Origin of the sequence: Marinobacterium iners, from assembly GCF_017310015.1 — a bacterium.
Taxonomy (GTDB): Bacteria; Pseudomonadota; Gammaproteobacteria; order Pseudomonadales; family Balneatricaceae; genus Marinobacterium; species Marinobacterium iners.
This window is the reverse complement of the sequence record NZ_CP022297.1, coordinates 757,443-781,892: the sequence shown is the minus strand read 5'-3', so window position 1 is coordinate 781,892 and position 24,450 is coordinate 757,443. Positions and strand designations below refer to the sequence as shown.

Genomic DNA, 24,450 nt, shown 5'->3' with positions numbered 1-24,450 from the left:
CCCTCTTGAAAGACCTCAGGCTGCGCGGGATTTTAAGCCACCCGCGCAGATGGATGCAATTACTGCCCGCTGTCAGCAACCTCCTGCTGTGTCTGATCACCCACTTCCAGCAGAGGCATATTGATTGCTTCGAGCTGATCTCCTGTACCTGCCAGATTTACTACGCCGCTAAACCACCACGTCTCATGATGGTGGTTTAAAACAGACAACAAAATTCTAACAGTTGTTTAAATCAACATAAAGCCTCACCACAGGTTACAGCTGCCGATTCTGAGGCTACACTCGAACCTGTACTTAGCTTAGATCAGGTTTATTGTAATGCTCTACGCACTCAGAGACGAAGCGGGCAATATCACCGCCCTGACCGATCGTCAGATCCCTGACTCCCAAGCAGTGGATGCCGCCAATCCAGAGGTATTACGCTTCCTGTCTCTGGATTCTTCTGCTTTTACCGCCAACGAGTTTCTGGAAGATTCGGATCTATCTACCATCCGCATCCTGGAAGACTTGATCGACACCCTTATCGACCGTCAGGTGATACGCTTCACTGACCTGCCAGACGCCGCCCAGCGCAAGCTGCTCAGTCGTAAGGTCGCACGCTCCATCGTCCACCCTGATGAATATGTGGCAGCCGACAGCGACGATATGGACTCAGAGATGTTTCTCAAGGATGAGGATCAGTTATTCTGATCCTGCTGTGACAGTAGTTGCACCTGGGCAGCCAGTCGTTCAGCCAGCGCCGCATGACGCTGCTGTTGGCGGCCGCTGAGCGCCGCATACTGGATTCCATAGAGCACATCATCACAGCATCGGATCGATGCCACCAAGTCCGACGATAGACTTCGCTTGATCAATTCCAGCTCGGTCTGTACCAGATTCAAGCCAATACTGGGGTTATCAGGCTGCACCTGCAAAGCAAAGGCAAACGCGTCACAGGCCTGCGCGAGCTCGGCCTTGCGAAAGTGCATCATGCCCTTGAGATTAGCTCTGGCCCAGTCAATATTGACCATTTTACGGGTCAACTCCTGACGCAACACTGCCACACTGCGTGAGGCTTCCGACAGCTCCAACCCGTCGCTAAGCTGATCAATCCACTGCGCCTGATCATCCAGCGGCAGTGCCAGAAAAAGATCCAGTGCCGACCTTGCTGCCTGCTCCGCCCTCGGCACATCTCCGCTACGGCGCAAAACATCTGATAACAGAAGGCGAGATTTGAAAAGTGCCACCCGATCCTGATCGAAGTCGGAAATGACCTGCTCCAGCACTTGAATCGCTTCAGCCTCGGACTCAGCGGCCAGCCCCCCCTGCTGCCCTTCGACACGGTCGCTGAGCGAACGCGCCAGAGCAAAATAATAGTCCGGCAATTGAAAGGCCGAATAGCGACCAAAGCGAATGGCTGCACGAAAGGAATCAGTTGCCAAGCGCCAGTCCTGCAACCGGGCTGCCACATTGCCAAGCTCTCCTTGCAGTGCCGCGACTGAGGGCTGAAGCAAGACAGACTTGCGCAGCAATGTCATCGATTGACTAAGATCTCCGCGCAAACGATGCAATCGCGCCAACCAATTGAACGCATCCACACTAACCTGCTGCTGATTAATCACCGTACTAAGACAGTCATAGGCCAGATTGAAACGCCCTTCACGGTACGCTGCAACACCTGCCCCCACTCGCATCCAGTGCTGGTCACGTGCTTCAAGCATGCGCTCAAACAGCGTCCGCGCTTCCGGGTAACGTTCCAGCCTCAGTAGAATAATCCCCTTGAAGCGCAGCAGAAATATCTTAAGCGCCGGAAATTCTCGAATCTTTTGATCACAAAGCATCAGCGCCTCAAGCCATTTCTGCTGATCCATCAGCTCAGACAAGGGCTTAAGCGACTGCTTCAAACGCAATAGCTTCTCAAGGACCTGGCGTAACTGGACACCGTTATAAGGCTTGTTGATGCAAAGATCAGGGGAGTACTCGAGAGAGCCAAATAAAAGCTCGGATGTTTCAGGGGCGGCCACCAGCACGAAACCGGTTCCGTAATGACGAATGCCTTCAGCCTGAGCCTCATGCATCACCTGCAGGCCACTTTTTTCACCTTTACCCAGATCATAGGACATAAAGCAGACATCGACATTCTGCTCACGCAGAATCGACAGCGCCATATTGACGGACGACGCGACCTCGATGTGCCCGAACCCCAGGCCGGTGAGCAGATCACGCAACGTCCGGAGGTCTTCCAGCTGCTTATCGAGGATCAGCACCTTTTTGCCTGAAAAAAAAGTATCCATAGGCCTACAGCAACCAAGACTACCGAAAAAATAGCATGAGGGTCTGACTGCAGGCAAAACCCTTTTCCACACAGGGCTTTAGCACAGCACAAAAACAAAGGGGCGATGCCGACATGTGCCGGCATCGCCCCCTATAGATTTCCTTCAACAGGAAATCAGTCTTCAAGCAGGTTGCGCCCCTTACTGGCTGCAATGCGCATGCGCAACGCGTTCAGCTTGATGAAGCCTTCGGCGTCTTTCTGATTGTAGGAACCGGCATCATCTTCAAAGGTCGCGATGCTTTCATCAAACAGGCTATCTTCAGAGCGACGACCGACAGCGCTTACACTGCCCTTGTACAGCTTGATACGCACCTCGCCATTCACGTTGCGCTGACTGTAGTCGATCATTTGCTGCATCATCTTGCGCTCTTCCGACCACCAGAAGCCGTTGTAGATAATCTCGGCGTAACGCGGCATCAGTTCGTCTTTCAGGTGGGCCGCTTCGCGGTCCAGAGTAATCGACTCGATGGCACGGTGAGCCTTCATCATGATGGTGCCCCCCGGCGTCTCGTAGCAGCCACGGGATTTCATACCGACAAAGCGGTTTTCAACGATGTCGAGACGGCCAACACCGTTGGCACCACCCACCTTGTTCAGATATTCCAGCACAGTTGCCGGACTCATCTCCTTGCCATCGATAGCCACGATGTCGCCATTGCGGTAGGTCAGTACCAGGTAGGTCGGCTCATCCGGTGCCTGCTCGGGGCTGACGCTCCAGCGCCACATATCTTCCTCGGCTTCAGCCCAGGGATCTTCCAGAATGCCGCCTTCGTAGGAAATATGCAGCAGGTTGGCATCCATGGAGTAAGGCGACTTCTTCTTGTTCTTGCTGAAGTCCACCGGAATGTTACGCTCTTCGCAGTACGCCATCAGCGTTTCACGGGACGTCAGATCCCACTCGCGCCAAGGTGCAATCACTTTCACACCCGGCTTCAGCGCATATGCACCCAGCTCAAAACGCACCTGGTCGTTACCCTTGCCAGTAGCGCCATGGGAGATCGCATCAGCACCGGTCTCATTGGCAATTTCAATCAACCGCTTGGCGATCAACGGACGCGCAATCGACGTACCGAGCAGGTATTCACCTTCGTAGATGGCATTGGCACGAAACATCGGGAATACGAAGTCACGCACAAACTCTTCACGCAGGTCTTCAATGTAGATCTCTTTCACGCCCAGCGCTTCGGCTTTTGCACGTGCAGGTTCTACCTCTTCACCCTGCCCCAGATCGGCAGTAAAGGTCACCACTTCGCAGTTATAGGTATCCTGCAACCAGCGCACGATGACGGAGGTATCAAGCCCACCCGAATACGCCAGTACGACCTTTTTTATATCGGACATGTTGCTGCTCCAGAAACTGAGTGTGCCGGTCACCACGACCGGCACACGGAAACAAATCACTCGGCACAAAGGCGAGTATCATACCAGAAAGCACAAAGGCGCTGAACAGCCTCTATTCGCGCTCAAGCCGGATCGCCACACGCCGGTTCCGTGCCCGATTTTCTGCCGTATTGTTGGGCACGACCGGATAGCGTTCACCGTGATAGCGAGTGGTGATCATATCTTCCGACACTCCTTGACTGACCAGATAACGCGTCACTTCTTCGGCCCTGCGCTTGGACAGGTCACGGTTCAACAGACGCCGACCGTAATTGTCTGAGTGGCCATCCACATACACTGAATGCACACTGTCATCGGTCTTGATATAAAGGGCAATCAAGTCGAGTCGCTCACGCGTTGCATCGGACAACTGCCAGGCAGCAGAGGGGAACAGCAATGCCGTACGTGCTACCTGACGATAATTTACCGGCAGCAACGTATCAAGACAGCCCAAGTAGTCATCATAGGCTGATTTGAAATTGGCTGCCGAAATACCAATCTGAACCGGCTCATCACTCTCATACCAGCGCTCGCTGGAAAAGGTTGGGGTCATGCCACGATGCAACGCAACCAGCATCTGACTGGCCGCCTCACTATCCAACTCGAGCACACCCGATTGCTGATCCACTTCAACTTCCGCAATGTTGAACGGAGCCTCCCCCGGCTGCCAGGGCGATGCCTGCGCCACCAGCATGGCGGACCCGCTTAGCTGAAAGGTTTGCGTGGGCTGCAGCCTGAAACGCAACGGTTCACCCGCCTCATGCTCGAACACGGCTCGGCCGAACGCAGGTACAGACTGACTCAAGCGACAAAAAAAACGCGAAGTTTCCATCTCCCACACAGACTGATCGATTGATGCCCGAAACACAACGGCCTGCGCACATCCCGGCAGCAACAGGAGCAATAGCAAAGCCATACTGGGATATTTCAATTCGGTCTCTCCCGACAATCAGGTCAGCATTCAAGTATCGGCACCAGCCGCGGGCACTTTAACTCTCATTTTGACCCCACTACCCAGACTGTTAGAATGCCTGCGGCCAATCGCCTGCTGCAATAAGGACTTTCGTTGACTCAACGCAATTCAGCCCCTCATCCAATGGCAGATCGCTTTCGCGGTTTTCTGCCGGTCGTCATTGACGTCGAAACCGCCGGCTTCAACCCGCGTACCGATGCTCTGCTGGAAATCGCGGCCGTCACGCTTACGATGGATGAGAACGGCTACCTGATGATCGATCAGAGCTACGATGCGAACGTACATCCATTTCCGGGTGCCAATCTGGAGCAGTCCGCTCTGGACTTTACCGGAATCGACCCTCACGACCCGGAGCGTAATGCCCTGCCTGAAGAGGAGGCACTTGAGCAAATTTTCAAGCCGATCCGAAAATCGATCAAGTCACACGGATGCAAGCGGGCCGTTCTTGTGGGCCACAATGCATCGTTCGACCACGGTTTTGTTACCAACGCAGCTGATCGAGCCGGTATCAAGCGCAACCCTTTTCACCCGTTTTCCACCTTCGATACCGTCTCACTGGCAGGACTGGCCTACGGCCAGACCGTTTTGGCAAAGGCCTGCAACATGGCCGGCATCGACTTTGACGGCAAACAGGCGCACTCAGCGCTATATGACACCGTCAAGACCGCAGAGCTGTTCTGCGCCATTGTTAACACTTGGAAAGACATGGGCGGCTGGGACATGGTACTGGCCACCCGCGACTGAACCAAAAAGCCCGCACTCCGTAAGAACTGCGGGCTTTCCAGTCAGAACCGGGACTACCGATGCAATGCGGCGCGATCAGGCCTCTGCATCCTTGGCCGCCGCCTGAATCATCTCTTTCAGCTCGCCACTTTCAGCCATCTCGCAAATGATGTCACAACCCCCAACCAGCTCACCGTTGATCCACAACTGCGGAAATGTCGGCCAGTTGGCATACTTGGGCAGCTCGGCACGGATATCCTGATTTTCGAGGATATTAACGAAGGCAAAGCGCTCACCGCAGGACATGATGGCTTCAACCGCACGCGAAGAAAAACCACACTGCGGGAACCTCGGCGTACCTTTCATGTACAGCAGGATGGCATTGTTTTCGATCTGTTCTTTGATTGTGTCGACTACACTCATTTAGAAACACCTTTGGTTAACACTTGTCGGACTGTGCCGGTGAGCAACAGTCTACCATATAACCCACCAAATCACTCAACTTAGCCATCACAACCCGGCGGAAATCTGTTTACTGTTTATCGAGGAAAGACCATACTTTTTCAAGTCGTTGGAGACCATTTTGTTACCTTGTGGCAGCAGGATTAAATTGCCAAACGCGGTAGCTACTCATAGAATGGTCGTTTTTTCGGCAGCTCTGGCTGCCTTTTTGCGTTGTAGGGAGAGTCCCCCATGGCCACGCAGCCACTGATGAATGTATTCAACCGGCTCTCAGTTGCCTTCGATCACGGCGAGGGTGCCTGGCTTTACGATACTGACGGTAACAAGTACCTGGACGCCCTTAGCGGCATTGCAGTCACGGGGCTTGGCCACGCACATCCGGCCATCACCCGCGCGATCAGTGAACAGGCTGCAAAGCTGATTCACTGTTCCAATATTTATACCATTCCACAGCAGACTGAACTGGGCGCCAAGCTGACCCGTATCTCCGGTATGGAAAACGCGTTTTTTGCCAATTCAGGCGCTGAAGCCAACGAGGCCGCCATCAAGCTGGCTCGTCGTTACGGTCACAACCGCGGCATCGACAACCCGGCCATCATTGTAATGGATCAGTCCTTCCACGGACGTACGCTGGCCACTCTGAGCGCCACCGGCAACCGCGCCACCCAGCAAGGCTTTGAACCACTGGTAAGCGGTTTTGTACGTGTTCCCTACGATGATGTTGAGGCGGTGCGCCAGGTTGCCCGCAACAACCCCAACGTAGTGGCGGTGCTGGTTGAGCCCGTGCAGGGCGAAGGCGGCATTCACATTCCGGCACCTGACTACCTGAACCAGCTGCGCGACATATGTGATCAACACCAGTGGCTGCTGATGCTGGACGAAGTTCAAACCGGCAATGGTCGTACCGGAACCTATTTCTGCTTCCAGCAGAACGGCATCCTGCCCGATGTAGTGACCACTGCCAAGGGCCTGGGTAACGGCTTCCCGATCGGCGTTTGTCTGGCACAGGGCATCGCAGCCGATGTTCTAACGCCCGGTACGCACGGCACCACCTATGGTGGCAACCCGCTGGCCTGCGCTACCGGAATCGCCGTGGTCGATACCATTGAACAGGACAACCTCTGTGCCCGTGCTACTGAACTGGGTGAGCGCATTGCTAACGGCTTCCGTGCACAGCTTGGCCACAGCCAGTACGTAAAAGAGATACGCAACAAGGGCCTGATGATCGGCATCGAATTGACAGAGGCCGGTTCTGAATTGGTCGTACTGGCCAAGGTAAAAGGCATACTGCTGAATGTGACCGGTGGCGGCAAGGTCGTGCGCCTGCTGCCCCCTCTGATCATGAGTGACAGCGAAGCTGACCTTCTGGTCAGCACTGTATCGCAGCTGATCAAGGTATATACAGGTGAAGAGCGCGACAGCGCAGAATGAGCAAGACCCCCTTTAACTGACCTCAGGAGCCGGCGGCTTCGGCCGCCGACTGACAACTGACCTATGAGTACACGACATTTTCTGACCCTGCTCGACATGACGCCAGAAGAGCTGCAGCAGATCGTGCAGCGGGCCATCATACTCAAGCAGATGCGCAATGCCGGTGAAACCTACGAGCCTTTGAAAAACAAGGTCATGGCGATGATCTTCGAGAAGGCATCCACCCGCACACGCGTTTCCTTCGAGGCCGGTATGGCCCAGTTCGGCGGTCACGCCATGTTTCTGTCACCCCGGGATACCCAACTGGGTCGTGGCGAGCCAGTGGAAGACAGCGCGCGCGTCATCTCCAGCATGGTCGATGTAGTGATGATACGCACGTTCAGCCACGAACTGGTTGAAACCTTCGCGCGTTATTCACGCGTCCCGGTTATCAACGCCCTGACGGACGAATACCACCCTTGCCAGCTGCTGGCCGACATGCAGACCTTCATCGAACAGCGCGGCTCCATCAAGGGAAAAACCGTAGCCTGGGTCGGCGATGGCAACAACATGTGCAACTCCTATATCAACGCAGCGCGCCAATTCGATTTCCACCTGAACATTGCCTGCCCGGAAGAGTTTGCCCCCAACGCGGATCTGGTCGCCCGCAACAGTGACCGGGTGAGCGTGTTTGAAAGCCCAGAGTTGGCTGTCAAAGGCGCTCACCTTGTCGTAACTGATGTTTGGGCATCCATGGGACAGGAAGCGGAGCAGCGTGAGCGTGTACGCGAGTTCCGTGGTTACCAGGTCAGCCCAGCGCTGATGGACCTGGCTTCACCTGACGCCCTGTTCATGCACTGCCTGCCCGCCCACCGCGGCGAAGAGGTCAGTGAAGACATGCTCGATGACCCGCGCTCAGTGGTGTTTGAAGAAGCCGAAAACCGCCTTCACGCCCAAAAGGCGCTGCTCGAGTTTCTGCTGGTCAACCACAAGTGATCCTCCGACAGCCCGACAGGGCTGTCCTTACCTCGCCAGACTCCCACATTCGATACTATACTGGCTGTGATTCTGATTACGGGAACCGGGTATGATCGAGATACGTCATCTTAAAACACTGACCGCGCTGCGCGATGCCGGCAGTCTGGTCGAGGCTGCCGAACGGATACACCTGACCCAGTCTGCACTCTCTCATCAGATCAAGGACCTGGAGGAGCGTCTCAACTGCTCACTGTTTATCCGCAAGACCCGACCGATCTGCTTTACCAGCGCAGGCCAGCGCTTGCTGACACTGGCTGACGAGCTGCTGCCGATGGTTCGCAGCACTGAGCGTGACGTCATGCGCCTTGCTGGCGGTGAAACCGGACGCCTTAACATCTGTATTGAATGTCACAGCTGCTTTGACTGGCTGATGCCGACCATAGACTATTTCCGCCAACACTGGCCTGAGGTGGAGCTCGATCTGTCTACCGGTTTCAGTTTTCAACCATTGCCGGCACTTGCACGGGGTGATCTGGATCTGGTGATCACCTCCGATCCGGAAGAGCGCAGCGGGATTCACTATGCTCCCCTGTTCAGCTATGAGTCCGTGCTCGTCATGGGCCGGCAGCACCGACTGGTAGCAAGACGCCACATACAACCTCAGGACCTGGCCCAGGAAACCCTGATCACCTACCCGGTTGAACAGGATCGACTCGATGTTTTCTCGCGCTTTCTCGACCCTGCGGATGTGGAGCCCGCCGAGATTCGTACCGCCGAGCTGACCGTGATGATCATGCAGTTGGTCGCCAGCGGCCGCGGCGTGGCAGCCCTGCCCAACTGGGCGGCGCATGAGTATCTGGAGCGGGAGTACATTGCTGCCCGCCCACTGGGCGAAAAGGGGCTTTGGTGCACGCTCTATGCCGCCATGCGGGAGGACCAGAAAGACGCCGACTTTATGGTCGACTTCCTGAGCACCGCCCGCGATGTCACTTTCCGCAACCTGAACGGCATCCGCTCGGCCTGAGCTTAAGGCATCTGCGCCAACTCCCGGCGGATTTCCTCTGTGGTCAGGCGCAGCTGTGCTTCGCCACGGCACGCACGACGCTGCGCCAGCCAATACAACAAGGGTGCGGCAATGAACACCGATGAACTGGTGCCTATCACCACCCCAAGCAGCATCGGCTGTGCGAAGCTGGCCACGGCAGTGCCACCAGCCAACGCCATTGGCAACAACGCCAGCAATGTCGTGACGGATGTATACACCGTACGCGTCAGTGTGGCAGCAATGCTCTCATTGAGCAGCGTCAGCAACGGTTTGTCCGGTGTAGCACGCAGACTTTCACGCACACGGTCAAATACCACCACTTTGTCATTGACCGAATAGCCGATCAGCGCCAACAGAGCGGCCACCGCTGTCAGATTGAACTCTACCCCCGCCAATACGAAAAAGCCGATCGTTTTGGTCAGATCCAACGCAATGGTCAGGGTTGCCGCCAGCGCAAAGTGCGACTCAAACCGCCACCAAAGATAGGCCAGCACACCACTGCCTGCCAGCAATACTGCCAGGATGCTCAGATCACTGAAGTCACCACTGACTTTGGGCCCCACCAGTTCGGTTCTGGGGAAGCTGGCAGCCGGGCTCTGCTCCTGTATGGTCTGCTTTAGCTGTTCCATCTGCTCGGCCGTGATTGCCGGTTCTGCCGCTACCGGCAGGCGTACCAAATAGTGCCCATCCACTCCCATCTCCTGCAGACTGGCCTGCTGCGGCAATACCGATCGCAGCGATTCTGCCGCCAGTCCCGGTGCCGATACTTCAACCAGCGTGCCGCCAGTAAAGTCGATGCCATATTTCAAACCCGGCTGCAGGTACAGCGTAACCGCCGCCAATGACAGTACTGCCGAGGCGATCAGGCCCACTACACGCCCTTTCATCACATTAGGTACTCGGGCACTGAGTCGGTCCAGCCAGCCCGAGCCACCCCAGCGGATCGGTTGACGCTCACGACCCCGAATCTGCCACTCGGTCAGCAGCCGCGTCAGCGTAATGGCGGTAAACAGTGAAGTGACAAGGCCGATACCGATGGTGATGGCAAACCCCTTCACTGGCCCGCTGCCCATCAAAAACAGAAGGCTGACCGCAATCAGAGTGGTGAGATTGGAATCCAGAATAGTGGCATAGGCCCGGGAAAAACCTTCCTTAACGGCCATGGCTGCACTGCGCCCGCGCCGACTCTCCTCCCGGATGCGCTCGTTGATCAGAATATTGGCATCCACCGCCATCCCCAGTGTCAGGATGATTCCGGCAATGCCGGGCAGCGTCAGTGTCGCCCGAAACAGGCTGAGCACTCCCAGCATCAGAACCAGGTTAACGGCCAACCCCAGACAGGCGATAAGCCCCCGACCACGATAGACCACCAGCATGAACGCCACCACCAGCACGAAGCCGATCAGGCCGGTTGTCAGGCCCATGTTGATGGCGTCACGCCCCAGATCAGGACCAACCGAGCGCTCTTCGACAACCTCAAGGGGCACCGGCAACGCCCCGGCTCTGAGCAGCAGCGCCAGTTTTCCGGCCTCCTGCGGGGTAAAGTCGCCGCTGATCTCGCCACTGCCACCAGCGATCACGCTGCGGATCACCGGTGCCATCAGCACCCGACCATCCAGCACGATTGCCAGCGGGCGGCCGATGTTATCGGCGGTCATGCGGGCAAACTCACGCCCCCCATCGGTGTCGAGCGTAAAGTTGACCACGGCAGCACCGGTTTGCGGATTGAAGGCCAACTGAGCATCACGGATATGCTTGCCCTCCAACGCCACCGCCTTATCCAGTCGATAGTACTGATCACCCTCGACAGTCGGCAGTGTCATCTCCGCCACCGCTTCCCCACCCATCAGCACCCAGTGAAAGGTCATTTTGGCGGTCGTGCCCAGCAGTTCGCGCACCTCGCGCGGATCAGCTACTCCGGGCATCTGCACCAGAATAGCATCATCCCCCTGGCGCGCCACCAAGGGCTCCACCAGCCCGGTTTCGTTCAGGCGCCGACGCACCACCTCCAAACTCGCAGCCATCACATCCTGACGCAACTGCGCCTGATCGGGTACTTCGCTCAGATCGGCCTGTAACAGCAGATGTGAGCCGCCCTGCAGGTCAAGCCCCAATGACAGGGTGTTATCGGTGTACCACTGCGGCAGTGATTGGCTGGCACTGGGCGGCAGAATATTGGGTGTGGCGCTGAGCAGGCCACACAGAATCAGCAGACCACAGGCAAGGGTCCGCCAGGAGAATACTTTCATTATGATCCCCGGATCTCATCAACAACTGATCAAACAAACAGAACTGAACCGCCGTTAAGCGGCGAATACTGAGAGATCAGCGGACGGGTGGGGCACGCAGGGGAGGCAGACTGACCGCCGTCCAGGCTTTGGCGGCAGGCGATGATACCGGGGTCGGAATAATCTGACGGGCAACGAGCAGCAGTACCAGACCAGACAACAGTGCCAGCAGCCATTGTGGTTCGTCACCGCTGTCTAACGGCGTCAGTGACTGTTGTTCGTCCGTCGCCAACAGGCTGCTCGGCTGAATCAACGCCACTCTAGCATCGGAGGTGCCCACGTAACCACTCTGCTTCACCCCAGCGTTGAGCATGCCGAACCCCAGCAGCAGGGCGGCCAGCAGCATCAACATGACAGACAGGCTGTAACGCTGATTCAAGGCGGGAAGAGGTGCGACAGCACCGGAGACGTGGGACAGCACCGGAGACGTGGGACAACCGGAATACTCCTGATTAGAAGTTCGAGTATGAACCTGGCGCTGTATCAACGTCAATCCACAGCGATCAGCTGCTCACAGCATTGCAGCAAATCGACCGTTACTTGACCAGACTGACCGATAGAACCGATACAATTCGTTGCGCAGCACCGCTCCACACGTATCGATAGTGGCCTCCCTGTATGGGGATAGAGGTCGCCCTCGGAGTGAATAGCGCAGCACACTCCCCACCGGCACAGCGCACACTGGAATACAACAGTCCCTTGACTCCCGCCTTGCGCTGATCATGTGCAAACCGCTGAGCAGCCGAGTAATCCGTAGGATGCTGAAGTGCCACGTACTTATCACCGCGAATATCCAACAGCGGCAGCTGAATCATGCTGATGTATTCACGCATGGTGATTTCCGTATCGGGCTCTTGAGTCGCGGACAAAAAACGCTCACGGTGATACCGCGTTTCGGCGATTGCCACATCCAAGGAATTTCCGGCGTAGTAAACACCATCGCTCCCGTCGGTAAACCGGCTGGCATATCCAACGTGAGTGAATGCCGCCATCACTGGGGTCGAACCGGAACCGGATATTCGTTCCGAAGCAGGCACTCGTCTCAGGTCCCCCACATCATCCATCAGGCGATCATTGGTGAGTCCCTCGATCTCGAAGATTATGTCCAAATCCTCGGGATCAGCAACGCTTTCGAACAGATTGATTGGCGGAAAGTGGCTGGGCACCAGTCGATGCGCTCGCTCCCATTCAGGCATCAGCTGCTGCATGGTCAGCCTCGCACTGCATCAAGGTAACGCCTGACATCAGCCAGATTGATCACCCTGCCCTTGAGCATCACGGAGATGGCCGACTCGCCATCAAACTCCCGGTTTGCCTTGCGTGGCCAAGCGTTGGCCTGTTCCTCGGTGGGAAACAATATGCGCAACGCCTTGTAGATGCCCAAAATATAGGAGATGCGCTCCAGTGTATCCCCGCTGATAGCTGGGCCTTCGCCTTTTTTCCACTTATAAAAAGTACTGCGTGGCGGACTTCCCAACAATACCTGCTGTTCCTGATTACCGAGCCCCCAACCTTCCGTAATACGAAAGAACGTCTTGAGTGCGACCTCGGATCTGCGTCGCTCATCCGTTTTCGCGGCATGTCCTGATTTAGCCAACACAATGAACACCTCAAGCCATTTTCATTAAGCCCAATATAGTCTACACATATACAAATATCAATTTTAGTCCCTATAGGGACACTCAGACCCACTCATGCCCTTCTGAACAACTGACCGAAACGGGTTGCCTGGCAAGCACTTGCCAAGATGCGCCGTGCCTGCATTGTGGTAAGATCGAAGTTCTTGTTTAATCGATTTTCAGTGAGAGAGTAAATGGAACCCTGGACACCCGAAAGCTGGCGCAGCAAACCGATCAAGCAGCACCCGACCTACCCTGATCAAGCAGCCCTGTATCAGGTCGAGCGCACGCTGAGCGAATATCCGCCGCTGGTGTTTGCCGGGGAGATCCGCTCTCTGACTCAGGACCTGGCTCAGGTGGCCGAAGGCAAGGCGTTCCTGCTGCAAGGCGGGGACTGTGCCGAAAGCTTTACCGAATTCAACGCCAACAAAATTCGCGATACCTTCAAGGTGCTGCTGCAGATGTCGGTCGTCATGACCTTTGCCGGCAGTTGCCCGGTGGTCAAGATCGGTCGCATGGCCGGTCAGTTTGCCAAGCCTCGCTCGGCCGATACCGAAACCATCAACGGTATTGAACTGCCCAGCTATCGTGGCGATATCATCAACGGCATCGAATTCACCGCCGAAGCCCGTACTCCCGATCCGCAGCGCCTGCTGTCCGCCTACCACCAGTCGGCGGCCACACTGAACCTGCTGCGGGCATTCGCAACCGGTGGTTTTGCCGACCTGCACCGGGTGCATCAGTGGACGCAGGGCTTCGTGCAGCAAAGCCCACAGAGTGAGAAATTTCAACATCTGGCCGACCAGATCGACCAGACCATGGCGTTCATCGAAGCCTGCGGCATCAGCTCGGCCAATACCCCGCAGCTGAAGGAAACCAGCCTGTACACCTCGCATGAGGCGCTGCTGCTGGGCTACGAAGAAGCCCTGACACGTCAGGACAGCCTGACCGGCGACTGGTATGACTGCTCTGCACATATGCTTTGGATCGGTGACCGTACCCGTCAGCCGGATCATGCTCATGTGGAGTTCCTGCGAGGCGTGCGCAACCCGGTCGGCATCAAGGTCGGACCGAGCACGCAGCCGGACGATCTGCTGCGTCTGCTTGATATTCTTAACCCAAGTCAGATTCCGGGCCGCATCACCCTGATTGCGCGCATGGGCGCCGACAAGATCACTGAGCTTTTGCCACCGCTTGTGCGCGCAGTGAAGGCCAGTGGTCACCACGTGGTGTGGAGCTCCGACCCAATGCACGGCAATACCATCAAGGCCTCCAGTGGCTACAAGACCCGTAGCGTAAATTCAATTCTGACCGAGATGAAGGGCTTCTTCGAAGTGCACAATGCCGAAGGCACCCATGCCGGCGGCGTTCACTTCGAGATGACCGGCAACGATGTTACCGAATGCATCGGCGGCGCTTATCAGATCACCGAAGAGGGACTGGCCGATCGCTATCATACCCAGTGTGATCCGCGCCTTAATGCCGATCAGTCACTGGAACTGGCATTCCTGATCGCCGATACACTCAAGGCCGCACGCAAGGAGTAAACATGCAACGTACTGAACAGGTATCCGTCCTGTTGCTCAAGATCAGAACCGAGATGGAGGAACTGGAACTTTGGCAGTCCAGCCCTCCCAGTGCGCAGGCGCTGGCCAGCACCCAGCCCTTCTGTGTTGACACCCTGCACTTCACCGAGTGGCTGCAGTGGCTGCTGATACCCCGGCTGCAGGAGATGATCCGCCAGGAGGTTTCGCTGCCTCACAGCAGTCAAATCCATCCCATGGCGGAAGAGGTGTTCAAGCAGATACAGGCAGACACAGACCAACTGCTCGAGCTGATCGAGCAGTTGGACAAGACCCTCTGCACGCTGCACTGAGCCGACACCCAAACATGGACCTCAATTCATGGCTTACGAGAAACATGACAACTTTCTGTTCCGCATCGGCTTTGGTGGTGTAGACCCCTCCGAAAGCCCCAGGGCCAAACGCTGGGGCAAACGGCTTGAATGGCCCATGCTGTTTCTTGCTCTCTGGATCATGGTAGATTGGTACATGCGCTCCCAGAACCTGGGCACTGAGCGTTCAAACCTGTTTACAGACTGGCTGATTTGGCTCGGATTTGTGGCCGAGCTTACAATCATGTTGCTGGTCGTACAGGACCGAGGACGATATCTGCGCCAGAACTGGATGACTTTGGTTATCATTGTCGGCGGCCTGCCTGCCATATGGGGCGCCCACTCTTTCTATGCCGGTGCCATCCGCATGCTGCGCCTGATGGTTGTAGTTGGCATTCTGTTCAAGGTGTCACGCGATCTACGCTCCATTCTGGCGCGGCACAATCTCGGCACGACACTGCTGATCTGCTTCATATTTCTGATCATTTCAGGCCTGGTGATATCCACCCTTGATCCTGCATTCGATACCCCCTGGGATGGTATCTGGTGGGCCTGGGTCACAATTACCACCGTAGGCTATGGTGATATCGTACCCGCCACAAACGAGGGCAGACTGTTTGGCGCGATCCTGATTCTGATCGGGATTTGCATGTTTTCACTGCTGACGGCCAGTTTTTCAGTATTCTTCATCGAAAAGGATGAGGGCGAGATCGCCATCAAGGAACAGCAAAATCTGGAACGCATCCACCACTTGGAAAACAGATTGGAACGCATTGAAGGAAAGCTTGAGCGCGCTCTGATTCTACTTGAGTCGGCACAAAACCGGCCCGTTGATGTCACATCAGAACAGGGAAAAACAACTCGAGGAGACTAGTCTGTGAATTACCTGAGTGAACTTGGTCACAGCTTTCTCCACGCGTTAAAAAACCTGCTGCCCATCGTTGCAGTGGTACTGCTGTTTCAGCTGATTATTCTACAGCAAGTCCCAGAAAACAGCCTCGCCATGGCTGGGGGCTTGCTGATTGTTGCCGTTGGTGTGGCGCTCTTTCTACAGGGACTGGAACTGGGTATTTTTCCGGTCGGCAAAAGCCTTTCCAACCAGTTTGCCCGTCAGGGGTCTTTACCGATACTGCTGGGATTCGGCTTCTGTCTGGGCTTTTCCGCTGTGGTCGCGGAACCTGCACTGATTGCAGTTGCCGATCAGGCACAGCAGATCAGCAATGGGCGCATTGATGCTCTTACGTTGAGAGTACTGGTTGCTGCCTCAGTGGGTGCCGTTACCGCATTAGGGGTGTTCAGAATCATTTTCGGCCACCCGATCCATCACTACATGATCGTTGGTTATATTGTAGTGGTAATTGTCACCTTCTTCGCACCGGAAGAGATTGTTGGCCTTGCCTACGATTCCGGCGGTGTAACAACCAATGTAGTCACTGTCCCTCTGATTGCCGCTCTTGGCATTGGCCTCGCATCCTCTATTCGTGGTCGCAGCCCGCTCAGGGATGGCTTTGGGCTGGTAGCCATGGCTGTAATGGTTCCGATGATCAGCGTACAGCTGTACGGTACATGGGTGTATTCGCAACCCACCTCCGAAGCCGAACTATTGACGCCTTCAAGCGAAAGCGGCGACGGCAACACTCACCCAGTACTCAAAGGCCTGTTGGACCTCGCCACCATGGTGCGCGATGTACTACCAATCATTATCACCATTCTGTTTTTTCAATACCTGATTCTACGACGCCCTCTGGCCAACCCTCGCCAGGTCATATTGGGTTTTATACTGGTCATTGTCGGCCTGTACGCTTTTGTGATCGGCCTGAAACTGGGGCTGTTCCCGATCGGCACCAGCATGGCAGAACAACTGATCGCCCGTGAGGGTTATCTGTTGATCTACCTCTTTGCCTTCATGATCGGTTTTGCCACCACCATGGCAGAACCTGCCTTACTGGCAATCGGCAAGCAGGCCGAAGAAGCGGCAGTTGGCCAAATCAACGCTGCCGCCATTCGCCTGCTGGTGGCACTGGGTGTCGCTGTGGGCATCACGCTGGGTGTGTGGCGACTGGTCCATGGAGACCCTCTCCACTATTACATTATTGGCAGTTACATTCTGGTGATTGGCCTTACACTTATCGCTCCGCGCTACATCGTTGCACTGGCCTACGATTTGGGTGGAGTTACAACGTCAGAAGTGACCGTCCCACTGGTAACCGCACTGGGAATCGGTCTTGCCAGTCAGATTGATGGTCGTAACGTATTGATTGATGGTTTTGGCCTGATCGCCTTTGCCTCAATATTCCCGATTGTAACCGTCATGCTTTATGCCATCTGGGCTGATTGGGCCAACCGTAGAGTCAAACAGGAGTCCGTATGAAATTCACAGCCGTAGTCGGTATTGTGCCTGAGGATATGGAGCAACAGTGTGTCGACAGGGCCCGAGAGTTGGGCGCCGGAGGGATTACCATTATTCAGGGACGCGGTATAAGCAACGAAACTCGAAAGACCTTTTTCGGCTTTGCCTACGATGGCAATCAGTCCGTATTGCTTATGGTGCTTGAACGTCAACTTTCCCTGGAAATACTGAAGGCGTTTGATGCCATCCTTCATGCCGATGACGCCTGCAACTCAAAGGGACTGGTATTCAGCCTCCCGCTTGAGCACTTGCGCGGAATGGATATGGCACAAATCCAGAAGTTTGAACAACATCTAAAAGATTCACTCTGACAGGAGATTACCATGCTGGTACAAGATGTAATGGTCCGCGATGTCGTGATGATTTCGCCCTTCGCAACACTGCGCGAAGCCCTCAGCATGATGAAACGCCGAGACCTGAAGTCTCTGGTTGTGGACAAAAACCATGATTACGATGCATACGGTCTGATCACCTATACCAATATTGTGAAAACCGTGATCGCGGAAAGCGGCGATATTGACCTGCTCAACGTCTATGACGTGTGCGTGAAACCTGCCTTGAGCGTTGGCAAGAGCCTGGCCGTTCGACATGTGGCCGAGTTGATGTCACAACACAGAATCAAACGCATTCTGGTCGTCGAAGACAACGACCTTATCGGCCTGGTGACCATGGATGACATGGTAGAAACACTGCTACAGGAGATTGATTGAGCCCGGGTGAAAACACACGGGCTCAATCTCTCGTTACAGCACTTCCTGCTGCTTGCGTTCACCCACACTGAAAATATGTTCGGCCAGACCTACACCGGTTTCAGCCATGGTTTGATAGGTGTGGTCGGCGCCTGCGCGCGTGATTGCATCAGCGTGGTCGGCAAACATGCTGTGCGCCACGATCACGCCTTCGAAGCCGGACTGTCGCAACTGACGCGCCGCTATGACCTTGGCTTCCACATCATTGGCAGCCAGTATCACATACTCCAGTTTAGGCGCTTCAAGGTTCTTCCAGAGTTGAATATCCTCGGCATCAGCGAACACCACATGACGGCCTCTATGCTGGTGCTCGGCCACTTTGGCCGGGTCTGAGTCCAGGCCTACCATGGCAATATTGCGTTTTTTAAGGTGATCATAGGCTGCCGTGCCTGTACGCCCCATACCAATCACCAGTATGCGCGCATCACCCAGCGACAGCGGCTGCTCGTCTGGATGAAAGCCCTTGCGCTCGAAACGCGACAGCCAGTCACCGAAACGATCGTATAAGGGGTGCGCCATACGGTACAGTGGTGCGGATATCAGGAATGACACCGATACCGCAATTGCCAGCGGGATCAGCCACTGCGGCAGCACAATACTGGCCACAATAAGGCCGAACTCACTGTAATTGGTCAGGCTCAAGCCCGACAGGAAGGCACTTCGTGCCCGCAGTTTGAACATCAGCAGCAGGAAGAAGAACAGAATCCCTTTCAGCGGCAGCAGCACACCCATTACCACCGCGAACACAATCGCATCCATATCCGGCAGACCACCCATACCGATCTGCAGGAAGAAGCCCACCAGAAATACTTCCTTGATGCTCCAAAGCGACTGAGACAGCTCCCCTGCTCGCTTGTGATTGGCCAGTAGAGCACCGAACGCCAGTGCACCCAGCTCAGAGCTGAGGCCAATACTTTCAAAGCCGTGCCCACCTATCACCAGCGCCAGCAACAGCCCCAGCAACACAAGCAGTTCGTCATGCCCGCTGACATCAAGCACCTTGTACAGTATTGGTCGCAGAAGCGGTATGCCAAACACTACCAGCGCCCACATGGAAGGCGTTTTGCCGCTGGCCAGCGCCAGCACCAGCAGTGCCAGAAGGTCCTGCACAATCAGAATTCCGATCGCGACCCTGCCGTGAAAGGCACGCAGTTCCCGCTTGGACTCCAGCACCTTGGCGGCCAGTACCGTGCTGGAAAAGGAGAGAGCAATACCCAGCATCAGAGAGGTGTACCAGTCCAGCTCCATAAAGAAATGTATGCCAGGCATGAAAAGCAAGATAGAGATGACAAAGTGGAGCACGCCTCCGCCAATCACCTCAGGGCGCACCAGATTGCGTACCTTGAGCTTCAACCCCACCGTGAACAGAAGCAGCAGAACACCCAGATGAGCCAGATGTTCGAGTACATCGGTGCCTTCAACAGGAATACCTGCAATATCACCTGCGGCCACGATGGCAAAGCCCGCCGCCAGATAACCGATCAGCGGCGGCAACCCCACCAGCTTGACCGCCATTCCCAACGAAAAGGCAAAGATAATCCAGACAGCTTCGATCACGCGGTACTCTCCTTATGTGACTCTGTGCGCGGGATGGCATTAAACCATGTCAGGTCAAAGGTGTCAGCGATCAGGATCAGAACTTCAGGCCCACCCGCGTAACCTGACCCGCCTCAACCGCCTTGACCACCAGCTCAATGGCCCCCAGGGGCACCCGGTCGCCCACTACCGGAGCCGTATGCAGGCGTTCACGAATATATTCAGACAGTTGTTGCTCCGCCTGATCCGGGGGCACAGCCACACCGAAGTTCTGTGCCAGTGCCGCCAGTTCGATGTTGGCGTTGAGCTCAAAGGCGCCGAAGAAAGTGCGCTCCTTCAACGCAGGGATTGATTCGACAGAGCTGAACAAACGCGCCAGTGGTTTTTCCGCTTCATCATTACCAATCACCGCTAGCCGGTCACCAGACTGCAGTTTGAGTTCAGACGTCCAGGGCAGAAGCTCCCTGCCGCGCAGCACTGCACTGATCACAATATTGCCCGGCAGCTTAACCCCTTGCAGGGTTCTGGCCGGAGTCCAGTGTTCACCATCAAGTTCAAATACCCAAACTCGATGATTCTGTTCCACGGACCACTCAAGACTCAGGCGGCGCATCGCTTCAGGCTCGGCTGGCAGTTCAAGTTTCAACCAGCGTGCTACCCGTGCCAGCGTTGTCCCCTGCAGCAGCAGCGACATGATCACCACAATAAAGGCGATGGTGGGGAACAGCGCCGCATTATCCAGACCCGCCATTAACGGAAACAGCGCCAGTACAATTGGCACGGCCCCACGCAGACCCACCCAGGCGATGAACAGCTGCTCACGCCAGCGAAAGCCGAACGGCCAGAGCGTCAGTGCGATCGATAGAGGCCTGGCCAGCAGGATCAGCACGGCACCCAACGCAATGCCTTCCGGCACAAAGGCAAGCTTGTCATGAGGGGACAACAGCAGTCCCAGCATCAAAAACAGGCTCAGCTGGGCCAGCCACGCCAGACCATCATGCACCTGCAGGATATCGTCCAGTTTGCGCAGCCCACGGTTGCCGATCAGAATCCCCATCAGGTAAATGGCAAGAAAACCACTGCCATCGAGCAGGTAAACCACGGAAAAAACAGTCAGACCCGCGGCTGTTACCAGCAACGGATAAAAGGCCGGCTGCAGATCCAGCCGCGGCAGCAGCCGCGCCATGGCCCAACCGCCGGCCAGGCCACCCAGCGCCCCCAGCGCCAGCTGTTTGCCCAGTAATAGCGCCGCTTCAGCCACCCCGGGAGGTGTATCTCGCGTAATCAGTTCCAGCAGAATGATTGTCAGGAAGATCGCCATCGGATCGTTGCTGCCCGACTCGATCTCAAGGGTTGCACTGACACGCTGGTTCAGACGCAGGCCGTGATTCTGCAGCAACGCAAATACAGCGGCAGCATCGGTTGAAGAGATGATGGTGCCGATCAGCAACGCATGCAGCAGTGGCAACTCGAGAATCCACCAGGCTGCCAGACCAGTCACGGCGGCCGTGATAACAACCCCGAAGGTCGCCAGCGCCAAAGCAGGCCGTAGCCCGACCCGGAACGTCTCGATACGGGTACGCATGCCACCATCCAGCAAAATGATCGCCAGCGCCAGGTGGCCGACAAAAAACGTGCTTTCCACATCCGCCGACAGGTTTTGCCCCATCTGAGTCTGACCGGCCAGCAGCCCAACACCCAAAAACAGTAACAGCACCGGCATGCCGATACGGTTGGAAAGCGGACTCAGGAGGATGCTGATCAGCAGCATCGCGCTGGCAAACAGAAGCGTGAGGATCATCGTACGGAATAGCCTTTATCCATATTAAGTCGGAATTTTATCACAAGCGTGACTTAACAAACGCTGGCTGGTGCAACATGCTTTGTTTCCACATACAGGACAGGCCCTTGGCTGATCTGCATTTGTGCGCCTCAGCTGATAAAATGGCTGCCCGACCAACAGCAAGCCGTGTGAACACTATGCCTGCCAATACTGAAACTGCTCTGCCCGACTCAATCACCGAACTACTGCGTACCAGCGGTGCTGCCCTTCGGGTATTTGATATGGGGCGGCGAATCAGCAAATTAAGTCAGGACCAGTTTCGCCGTATTGAAGACTCTCAACTGGCCTACCCGACACCTTTCCAGCATCTTGCCTGGCTGGCGCTGCTGATCTGGAATCCGAAACGCAAACAGGAAAATGCGGTTTGGTTTTTGCGTTTGCCCCTGGACGAACAGGGGTTGATCGCGCCAGCAGCACGGGATGACCTGCTCAACCGCCTGATCCAGAATGTGATCAATAGCAAAAACGGCCAGCTGGATGAGGACGCGCTGAAGGACAACCCCTACTCCTTTACTCCCGAGCAGAGCCGCATGGCTGCTTTCCACGCTATGGCTGCCCGCGAAATGCAGTCACCGGCGTCACCCCATTACGAACGTACCCAAGCCTGGTTCAGCGCCCAGCTGCCGCTTGATGCGTGGCAGACACTTGCCTATCAGGGGCTGGCCGATTTCATCATGCGGCTGGATCAGGATGGCAACGCCCAGGCCCTCAGGCATCGCCTGCCCGAAATGCCGGCGGCCGTTCTGGAAACGCTTTGTCCACTGCTGGAACATGTTAAACCCGGCCCAGCCCTTCAGGCTGAACTGGAACAGCAGCTGCAGCAATCCCTGACAGGCACTGACAGTAACCGCGTTGCCGCTCTGTGCCGGGCATTGTCCAACATTACGGACGAAGCGGCCAAGCAGCACCTGGTGCTGGATGTGCTGGCCACTCCACATGCTCTGGAGCCTGAGGTAGTGACCGTGATCGCGACCCGGTGTGACAGTGCACTGATGGCACCAAAAGTTCTGCAGGTATTTCTGGAGCGGCTGGCAGAAGGCAAGGCAGGTCAAATCGGATTCAGCCGCATTCTGGCGGAACTGATGTTCATGCCGGTACACCGGGCCCTGATTTTACAAGCGTTTCGTAACCCGGAACGCAGTGAGTGCTTGAGTCAGGCGATCGGGGAGATGTTCGGTCAGAGTTTTGCCACGCCCACCGATACACATTGAACAGAGGCGATTGAGTCAGTGCGCCTCATCCGGCAAGGTGATCCCGGCCGAACGCTGGTCCAGTTTCTGTTGTGACTGTTGCTGCATCCGCTGACGAATTTTGCTGCCGCGAGGCAGGGTCAGGTAATACAGCAGTGTAGCGCCCTCTTCCGGCTCCAGATCATGCTGGGCCGTAAAACGCTGAATAAAGTCGGCAACGGTATTGGCCTGCTTGTTTTCAATCGCCTGGGGTACCGGTTGCTCCAGCGATTCGCCCTCGCGCACACGCCGGCACATGACCTCGTACTGGTAGCTGAAAGCCGGCAGCACCTGCCGCTCCTCTTCGCTGCGCAGCCTGAACCAGCCGGTCTCGCGGCCGGCATGATACACCGCCGGGTGGTTCCATTGATGTTCAAGTGGATGTTCGGCGTGCATGCAGGCTTCTATATAGGCATCGCGCATGCCCGGAAGGCCATGATCACCGCTAATCTCTCGCAACAGGGCAAGGAACTCCGAGATGGTCGGCATCCAGGCGAGGGTTTCCTTGCAGCGATTGACGGCAGCCACCAGCTCCGACTCGCCATAGCCGCGCAAACTGAGTGCCCACTCGCGCTTGGCGATACGCAGCTCGTCCTCGGTTTCAAAACAGCTTTTGAATTTGTGCCCATAGATCGCCATGAAACGGGCGAAAATCATGTTCACCAGCGTTTTGGTCTCGGAACTGATCGGCTGGGCCTGAGCCTGCTCGCGTGCGTCGCTACCAGTCGGTGTCCTTGATGTCCATGATGGCTGCGGTAATCCGTTTGCGCTTTTCCCGAGAATCCCGGCGGGTGTTTTCATCACTGCCCCCTGTTACGACTGACTGGCGTTCCTGTTCATAGCGCTGCTCCCGTGCATCCCGCGTCTGCTTCTTGACCCACTCGCGTTTCACCCAGGCCAGAAACTTCTGATCCCAGTTGCTTTCCTTGCGATCCTTGTCGAGCCAATACAAAACGAACTCGTCCAGGCAACCGCTTGCGAATTCCGCAGGAATCGAGTGACGCGGCAGCATGGCGTGAAACATGTCAGAAGGCTCCCAGCCCAGAAACATCGACTGCAGCTGCTGGTTGCGTTCTTCCGCCTGTTCAAAGATCGCCTGCAGCTCATCTTTGTGACGGCGCCAGCCTATGCTGCCACCAAAGGTGGGAGCAGGCCCCTTGCGCTGCATCATGGTCTCGCGCCGCGCAGGTCTTGGCGGCGGAGCGTCATATACCGGCAACTGCTGTACGGCGGGCTGAGAGGGCGGGCGACTGTCTGCATGAGCCTCGGGCGCAGGTTCACTTACCTGCTGCGGCAGCGGCAGCAACCGCAGCCGGACACTGCCTCCCTGACTAAGATTAGCCTGCAAACATCCTTGCCGCTCCAGGCTTTCAGTGGCTGTGCGCAGCCGCTCTTCGCTCCAGAAACCGGCGAGCTGCAGCCAGCGGCTGTGAGGCAGTATGCACTCCACACAGCCATCATCCGCTTTCATGCCCGCCAGGCGACCATAGTCGGTATAAATATAAAGCAGCAATGCCTCATCACTGCCCAGGCGATGCGCCAAAGAGGGATAAAACAGCAGTGGCGCTTCCGGCAGCCAATCACTCATGGTTGATGT

24 protein-coding genes are annotated in these 24,450 nt (G+C 56.1%); 12 read left to right on the top strand and 12 right to left on the bottom strand.

Annotated features, from left to right (window positions below; genetic code table 11):
• Positions 1 to 318 precede the first annotated feature (318 nt).
• Complete coding sequence (locus CFI10_RS03820; RefSeq protein ID WP_091821461.1) at positions 319 to 690, top strand: hypothetical protein; 372 nt, start codon at positions 319 to 321, stop codon at positions 688 to 690.
• Here the strand turns inward: CFI10_RS03820 and CFI10_RS03815 are convergent.
• The 3 genes from CFI10_RS03815 to CFI10_RS03805 all read right to left on the bottom strand — a co-directional run bounded on the left by CFI10_RS03815 (position 678) and on the right by CFI10_RS03805 (position 4,610).
• Positions 678 to 2,273, bottom strand: a complete 1,596-nt coding sequence (locus tag CFI10_RS03815; protein ID WP_206839553.1) for a hypothetical protein — start codon at positions 2,271 to 2,273, stop codon at positions 678 to 680. The genes CFI10_RS03820 and CFI10_RS03815 overlap by 13 nt on opposite strands.
• Before the next feature lie 155 nt (positions 2,274 to 2,428).
• Positions 2,429 to 3,655: an argininosuccinate synthase gene (locus tag CFI10_RS03810; protein WP_206839550.1), complete on the bottom strand. Its 1,227-nt coding sequence runs from the start codon at positions 3,653 to 3,655 to the stop codon at positions 2,429 to 2,431.
• 112 nt (positions 3,656 to 3,767) lie between these two features.
• Positions 3,768 to 4,610 carry a flagellar protein MotY gene (locus CFI10_RS03805; protein WP_206839548.1) on the bottom strand — a complete coding sequence of 281 codons (843 nt, stop codon included), beginning with the start codon at positions 4,608 to 4,610 and terminating at the stop codon, positions 3,768 to 3,770.
• Between the two features lie 180 nt (positions 4,611 to 4,790).
• Here CFI10_RS03805 and rnt point away from each other — a divergent pair, with 180 nt between their 5' ends.
• Positions 4,791 to 5,411, top strand: a complete 621-nt coding sequence (rnt, locus tag CFI10_RS03800) for a ribonuclease T (RefSeq protein WP_206839546.1) — start codon at positions 4,791 to 4,793, stop codon at positions 5,409 to 5,411.
• Positions 5,412 to 5,486: 75 nt separating this feature from the next.
• On the opposite strand, the gene grxD is transcribed toward rnt, so the two are convergent.
• Positions 5,487 to 5,813, bottom strand: coding sequence for a Grx4 family monothiol glutaredoxin (gene grxD / locus CFI10_RS03795; protein ID WP_206839544.1), 327 nt, complete (start codon positions 5,811 to 5,813; stop codon positions 5,487 to 5,489).
• Positions 5,814 to 6,083: 270 nt separating this feature from the next.
• On the opposite strand from grxD, the gene CFI10_RS03790 reads away from it, so the two are divergent.
• From CFI10_RS03790 to CFI10_RS03780, 3 genes are all read left to right on the top strand, one after another.
• Positions 6,084 to 7,283, top strand: a complete 1,200-nt coding sequence (locus tag CFI10_RS03790; RefSeq protein ID WP_206839536.1) for an aspartate aminotransferase family protein — start codon at positions 6,084 to 6,086, stop codon at positions 7,281 to 7,283.
• Positions 7,284 to 7,346: 63 nt separating this feature from the next.
• The gene (gene argF / locus CFI10_RS03785) at positions 7,347 to 8,258 is read left to right on the top strand and encodes an ornithine carbamoyltransferase (protein WP_091821486.1); all 912 of its coding nucleotides are present in this window, start codon (positions 7,347 to 7,349) and stop codon (positions 8,256 to 8,258) included.
• A gap of 91 nt (positions 8,259 to 8,349) precedes the next feature.
• Positions 8,350 to 9,264, top strand: a complete 915-nt coding sequence (locus CFI10_RS03780; protein WP_206839534.1) for a LysR family transcriptional regulator — start codon at positions 8,350 to 8,352, stop codon at positions 9,262 to 9,264.
• A gap of 2 nt (positions 9,265 to 9,266) precedes the next feature.
• Here CFI10_RS03780 and secD read toward each other — a convergent pair whose 3' ends face one another.
• The 4 genes from secD to CFI10_RS03760 all read right to left on the bottom strand — a co-directional run bounded on the left by secD (position 9,267) and on the right by CFI10_RS03760 (position 13,173).
• The gene (secD, locus tag CFI10_RS03775; protein WP_206839532.1) at positions 9,267 to 11,534 is read right to left on the bottom strand and encodes a protein translocase subunit SecD; all 2,268 of its coding nucleotides are present in this window, start codon (positions 11,532 to 11,534) and stop codon (positions 9,267 to 9,269) included.
• 76 nt (positions 11,535 to 11,610) lie between these two features.
• A complete protein-coding gene (locus tag CFI10_RS03770; protein WP_206839524.1) occupies positions 11,611 to 11,994 on the bottom strand; it encodes a hypothetical protein in 384 nt (127 codons plus the stop codon).
• A 115-nt stretch (positions 11,995 to 12,109) separates the two neighbouring features.
• Positions 12,110 to 12,781, bottom strand: a complete 672-nt coding sequence (locus CFI10_RS03765; protein ID WP_206839522.1) for an RES family NAD+ phosphorylase — start codon at positions 12,779 to 12,781, stop codon at positions 12,110 to 12,112.
• A gap of 2 nt (positions 12,782 to 12,783) precedes the next feature.
• Positions 12,784 to 13,173 (bottom strand): MbcA/ParS/Xre antitoxin family protein, encoded by a 390-nt coding sequence (locus CFI10_RS03760; RefSeq protein WP_242530095.1) that lies wholly within the window; start codon positions 13,171 to 13,173, stop codon positions 12,784 to 12,786.
• A 213-nt stretch (positions 13,174 to 13,386) separates the two neighbouring features.
• Between CFI10_RS03760 and CFI10_RS03755 the strand changes: the two genes are divergently transcribed.
• Genes CFI10_RS03755 through CFI10_RS03725 form a run of 6 tightly spaced genes read left to right on the top strand, consistent with a single transcriptional unit; the run spans position 13,387 to position 18,206 of the window.
• The gene (locus CFI10_RS03755; protein ID WP_206839520.1) at positions 13,387 to 14,739 is read left to right on the top strand and encodes a class II 3-deoxy-7-phosphoheptulonate synthase; all 1,353 of its coding nucleotides are present in this window, start codon (positions 13,387 to 13,389) and stop codon (positions 14,737 to 14,739) included.
• A 2-nt stretch (positions 14,740 to 14,741) separates the two neighbouring features.
• On the top strand, positions 14,742 to 15,068 hold the full coding sequence (locus CFI10_RS03750) for a YqcC family protein (RefSeq protein ID WP_206839518.1): 327 nt from the start codon (positions 14,742 to 14,744) through the stop codon (positions 15,066 to 15,068).
• A 28-nt stretch (positions 15,069 to 15,096) separates the two neighbouring features.
• Positions 15,097 to 15,960 carry a potassium channel family protein gene (locus CFI10_RS03745; protein WP_206839516.1) on the top strand — a complete coding sequence of 288 codons (864 nt, stop codon included), beginning with the start codon at positions 15,097 to 15,099 and terminating at the stop codon, positions 15,958 to 15,960.
• A 3-nt stretch (positions 15,961 to 15,963) separates the two neighbouring features.
• Positions 15,964 to 17,457: a DUF1538 domain-containing protein gene (locus CFI10_RS19390; protein WP_341868544.1), complete on the top strand. Its 1,494-nt coding sequence runs from the start codon at positions 15,964 to 15,966 to the stop codon at positions 17,455 to 17,457.
• Positions 17,454 to 17,807 (top strand): transcriptional regulator, encoded by a 354-nt coding sequence (locus CFI10_RS03730; protein ID WP_091821519.1) that lies wholly within the window; start codon positions 17,454 to 17,456, stop codon positions 17,805 to 17,807. Before CFI10_RS19390 ends, CFI10_RS03730 begins: the two co-directional genes overlap by 4 nt.
• A 12-nt stretch (positions 17,808 to 17,819) precedes the next feature.
• Positions 17,820 to 18,206: a CBS domain-containing protein gene (locus tag CFI10_RS03725; protein WP_091821521.1), complete on the top strand. Its 387-nt coding sequence runs from the start codon at positions 17,820 to 17,822 to the stop codon at positions 18,204 to 18,206.
• Positions 18,207 to 18,239: 33 nt separating this feature from the next.
• Here the strand turns inward: CFI10_RS03725 and CFI10_RS03720 are convergent, their stop codons facing one another.
• Entirely contained in the window at positions 18,240 to 19,802 is a 1,563-nt protein-coding gene (locus CFI10_RS03720) for a cation:proton antiporter family protein (RefSeq protein ID WP_206839514.1), read from the bottom strand.
• 76 nt (positions 19,803 to 19,878) lie between these two features.
• Positions 19,879 to 21,582 (bottom strand): potassium/proton antiporter, encoded by a 1,704-nt coding sequence (locus CFI10_RS03715; protein WP_206839506.1) that lies wholly within the window; start codon positions 21,580 to 21,582, stop codon positions 19,879 to 19,881.
• A 179-nt stretch (positions 21,583 to 21,761) separates the two neighbouring features.
• On the opposite strand from CFI10_RS03715, the gene CFI10_RS03710 reads away from it, so the two are divergent.
• Positions 21,762 to 22,835: a DUF3549 family protein gene (locus CFI10_RS03710; RefSeq protein WP_206841898.1), complete on the top strand. Its 1,074-nt coding sequence runs from the start codon at positions 21,762 to 21,764 to the stop codon at positions 22,833 to 22,835.
• Positions 22,836 to 22,850: 15 nt separating this feature from the next.
• On the opposite strand, the gene CFI10_RS03705 is transcribed toward CFI10_RS03710, so the two are convergent.
• Positions 22,851 to 23,510 (bottom strand): replication protein P, encoded by a 660-nt coding sequence (locus CFI10_RS03705; protein WP_091821533.1) that lies wholly within the window; start codon positions 23,508 to 23,510, stop codon positions 22,851 to 22,853.
• A 61-nt stretch (positions 23,511 to 23,571) separates the two neighbouring features.
• Positions 23,572 to 24,441, bottom strand: a complete 870-nt coding sequence (locus tag CFI10_RS03700) for a DnaT-like ssDNA-binding domain-containing protein (protein ID WP_206839490.1) — start codon at positions 24,439 to 24,441, stop codon at positions 23,572 to 23,574.
• Between the last annotated feature and the right edge of the window lie 9 nt (positions 24,442 to 24,450).

Bases quoted from the DNA above. Each gene is read 5' to 3' on its own strand.
- CFI10_RS03820 (WP_091821461.1), top strand. From the start codon at position 319: ATGCTCTACGCACTCAGAGACGAAGCGGGCAATATCACCGCCCTGACC.
- CFI10_RS03815 (WP_206839553.1), bottom strand. From the start codon at position 2,273: ATGGATACTTTTTTTTCAGGCAAAAAGGTGCTGATCCTCGATAAGCAG.
- CFI10_RS03810 (WP_206839550.1), bottom strand. From the start codon at position 3,655: ATGTCCGATATAAAAAAGGTCGTACTGGCGTATTCGGGTGGGCTTGAT.
- CFI10_RS03805 (WP_206839548.1), bottom strand. From the start codon at position 4,610: ATGGCTTTGCTATTGCTCCTGTTGCTGCCGGGATGTGCGCAGGCCGTT.
- rnt (WP_206839546.1), top strand. From the start codon at position 4,791: ATGGCAGATCGCTTTCGCGGTTTTCTGCCGGTCGTCATTGACGTCGAA.
- grxD (WP_206839544.1), bottom strand. From the start codon at position 5,813: ATGAGTGTAGTCGACACAATCAAAGAACAGATCGAAAACAATGCCATC.
- CFI10_RS03790 (WP_206839536.1), top strand. From the start codon at position 6,084: ATGGCCACGCAGCCACTGATGAATGTATTCAACCGGCTCTCAGTTGCC.
- argF (WP_091821486.1), top strand. From the start codon at position 7,347: ATGAGTACACGACATTTTCTGACCCTGCTCGACATGACGCCAGAAGAG.
- CFI10_RS03780 (WP_206839534.1), top strand. From the start codon at position 8,350: ATGATCGAGATACGTCATCTTAAAACACTGACCGCGCTGCGCGATGCC.
- secD (WP_206839532.1), bottom strand. From the start codon at position 11,534: ATGAAAGTATTCTCCTGGCGGACCCTTGCCTGTGGTCTGCTGATTCTG.
- CFI10_RS03765 (WP_206839522.1), bottom strand. From the start codon at position 12,781: ATGCAGCAGCTGATGCCTGAATGGGAGCGAGCGCATCGACTGGTGCCC.
- CFI10_RS03755 (WP_206839520.1), top strand. From the start codon at position 13,387: ATGGAACCCTGGACACCCGAAAGCTGGCGCAGCAAACCGATCAAGCAG.
- CFI10_RS03750 (WP_206839518.1), top strand. From the start codon at position 14,742: ATGCAACGTACTGAACAGGTATCCGTCCTGTTGCTCAAGATCAGAACC.
- CFI10_RS03745 (WP_206839516.1), top strand. From the start codon at position 15,097: ATGGCTTACGAGAAACATGACAACTTTCTGTTCCGCATCGGCTTTGGT.
- CFI10_RS03730 (WP_091821519.1), top strand. From the start codon at position 17,454: ATGAAATTCACAGCCGTAGTCGGTATTGTGCCTGAGGATATGGAGCAA.
- CFI10_RS03725 (WP_091821521.1), top strand. From the start codon at position 17,820: ATGCTGGTACAAGATGTAATGGTCCGCGATGTCGTGATGATTTCGCCC.
- CFI10_RS03715 (WP_206839506.1), bottom strand. From the start codon at position 21,582: ATGATCCTCACGCTTCTGTTTGCCAGCGCGATGCTGCTGATCAGCATC.
- CFI10_RS03710 (WP_206841898.1), top strand. From the start codon at position 21,762: ATGCCTGCCAATACTGAAACTGCTCTGCCCGACTCAATCACCGAACTA.
- CFI10_RS03705 (WP_091821533.1), bottom strand. From the start codon at position 23,510: ATGATTTTCGCCCGTTTCATGGCGATCTATGGGCACAAATTCAAAAGC.
- CFI10_RS03700 (WP_206839490.1), bottom strand. From the start codon at position 24,441: ATGAGTGATTGGCTGCCGGAAGCGCCACTGCTGTTTTATCCCTCTTTG.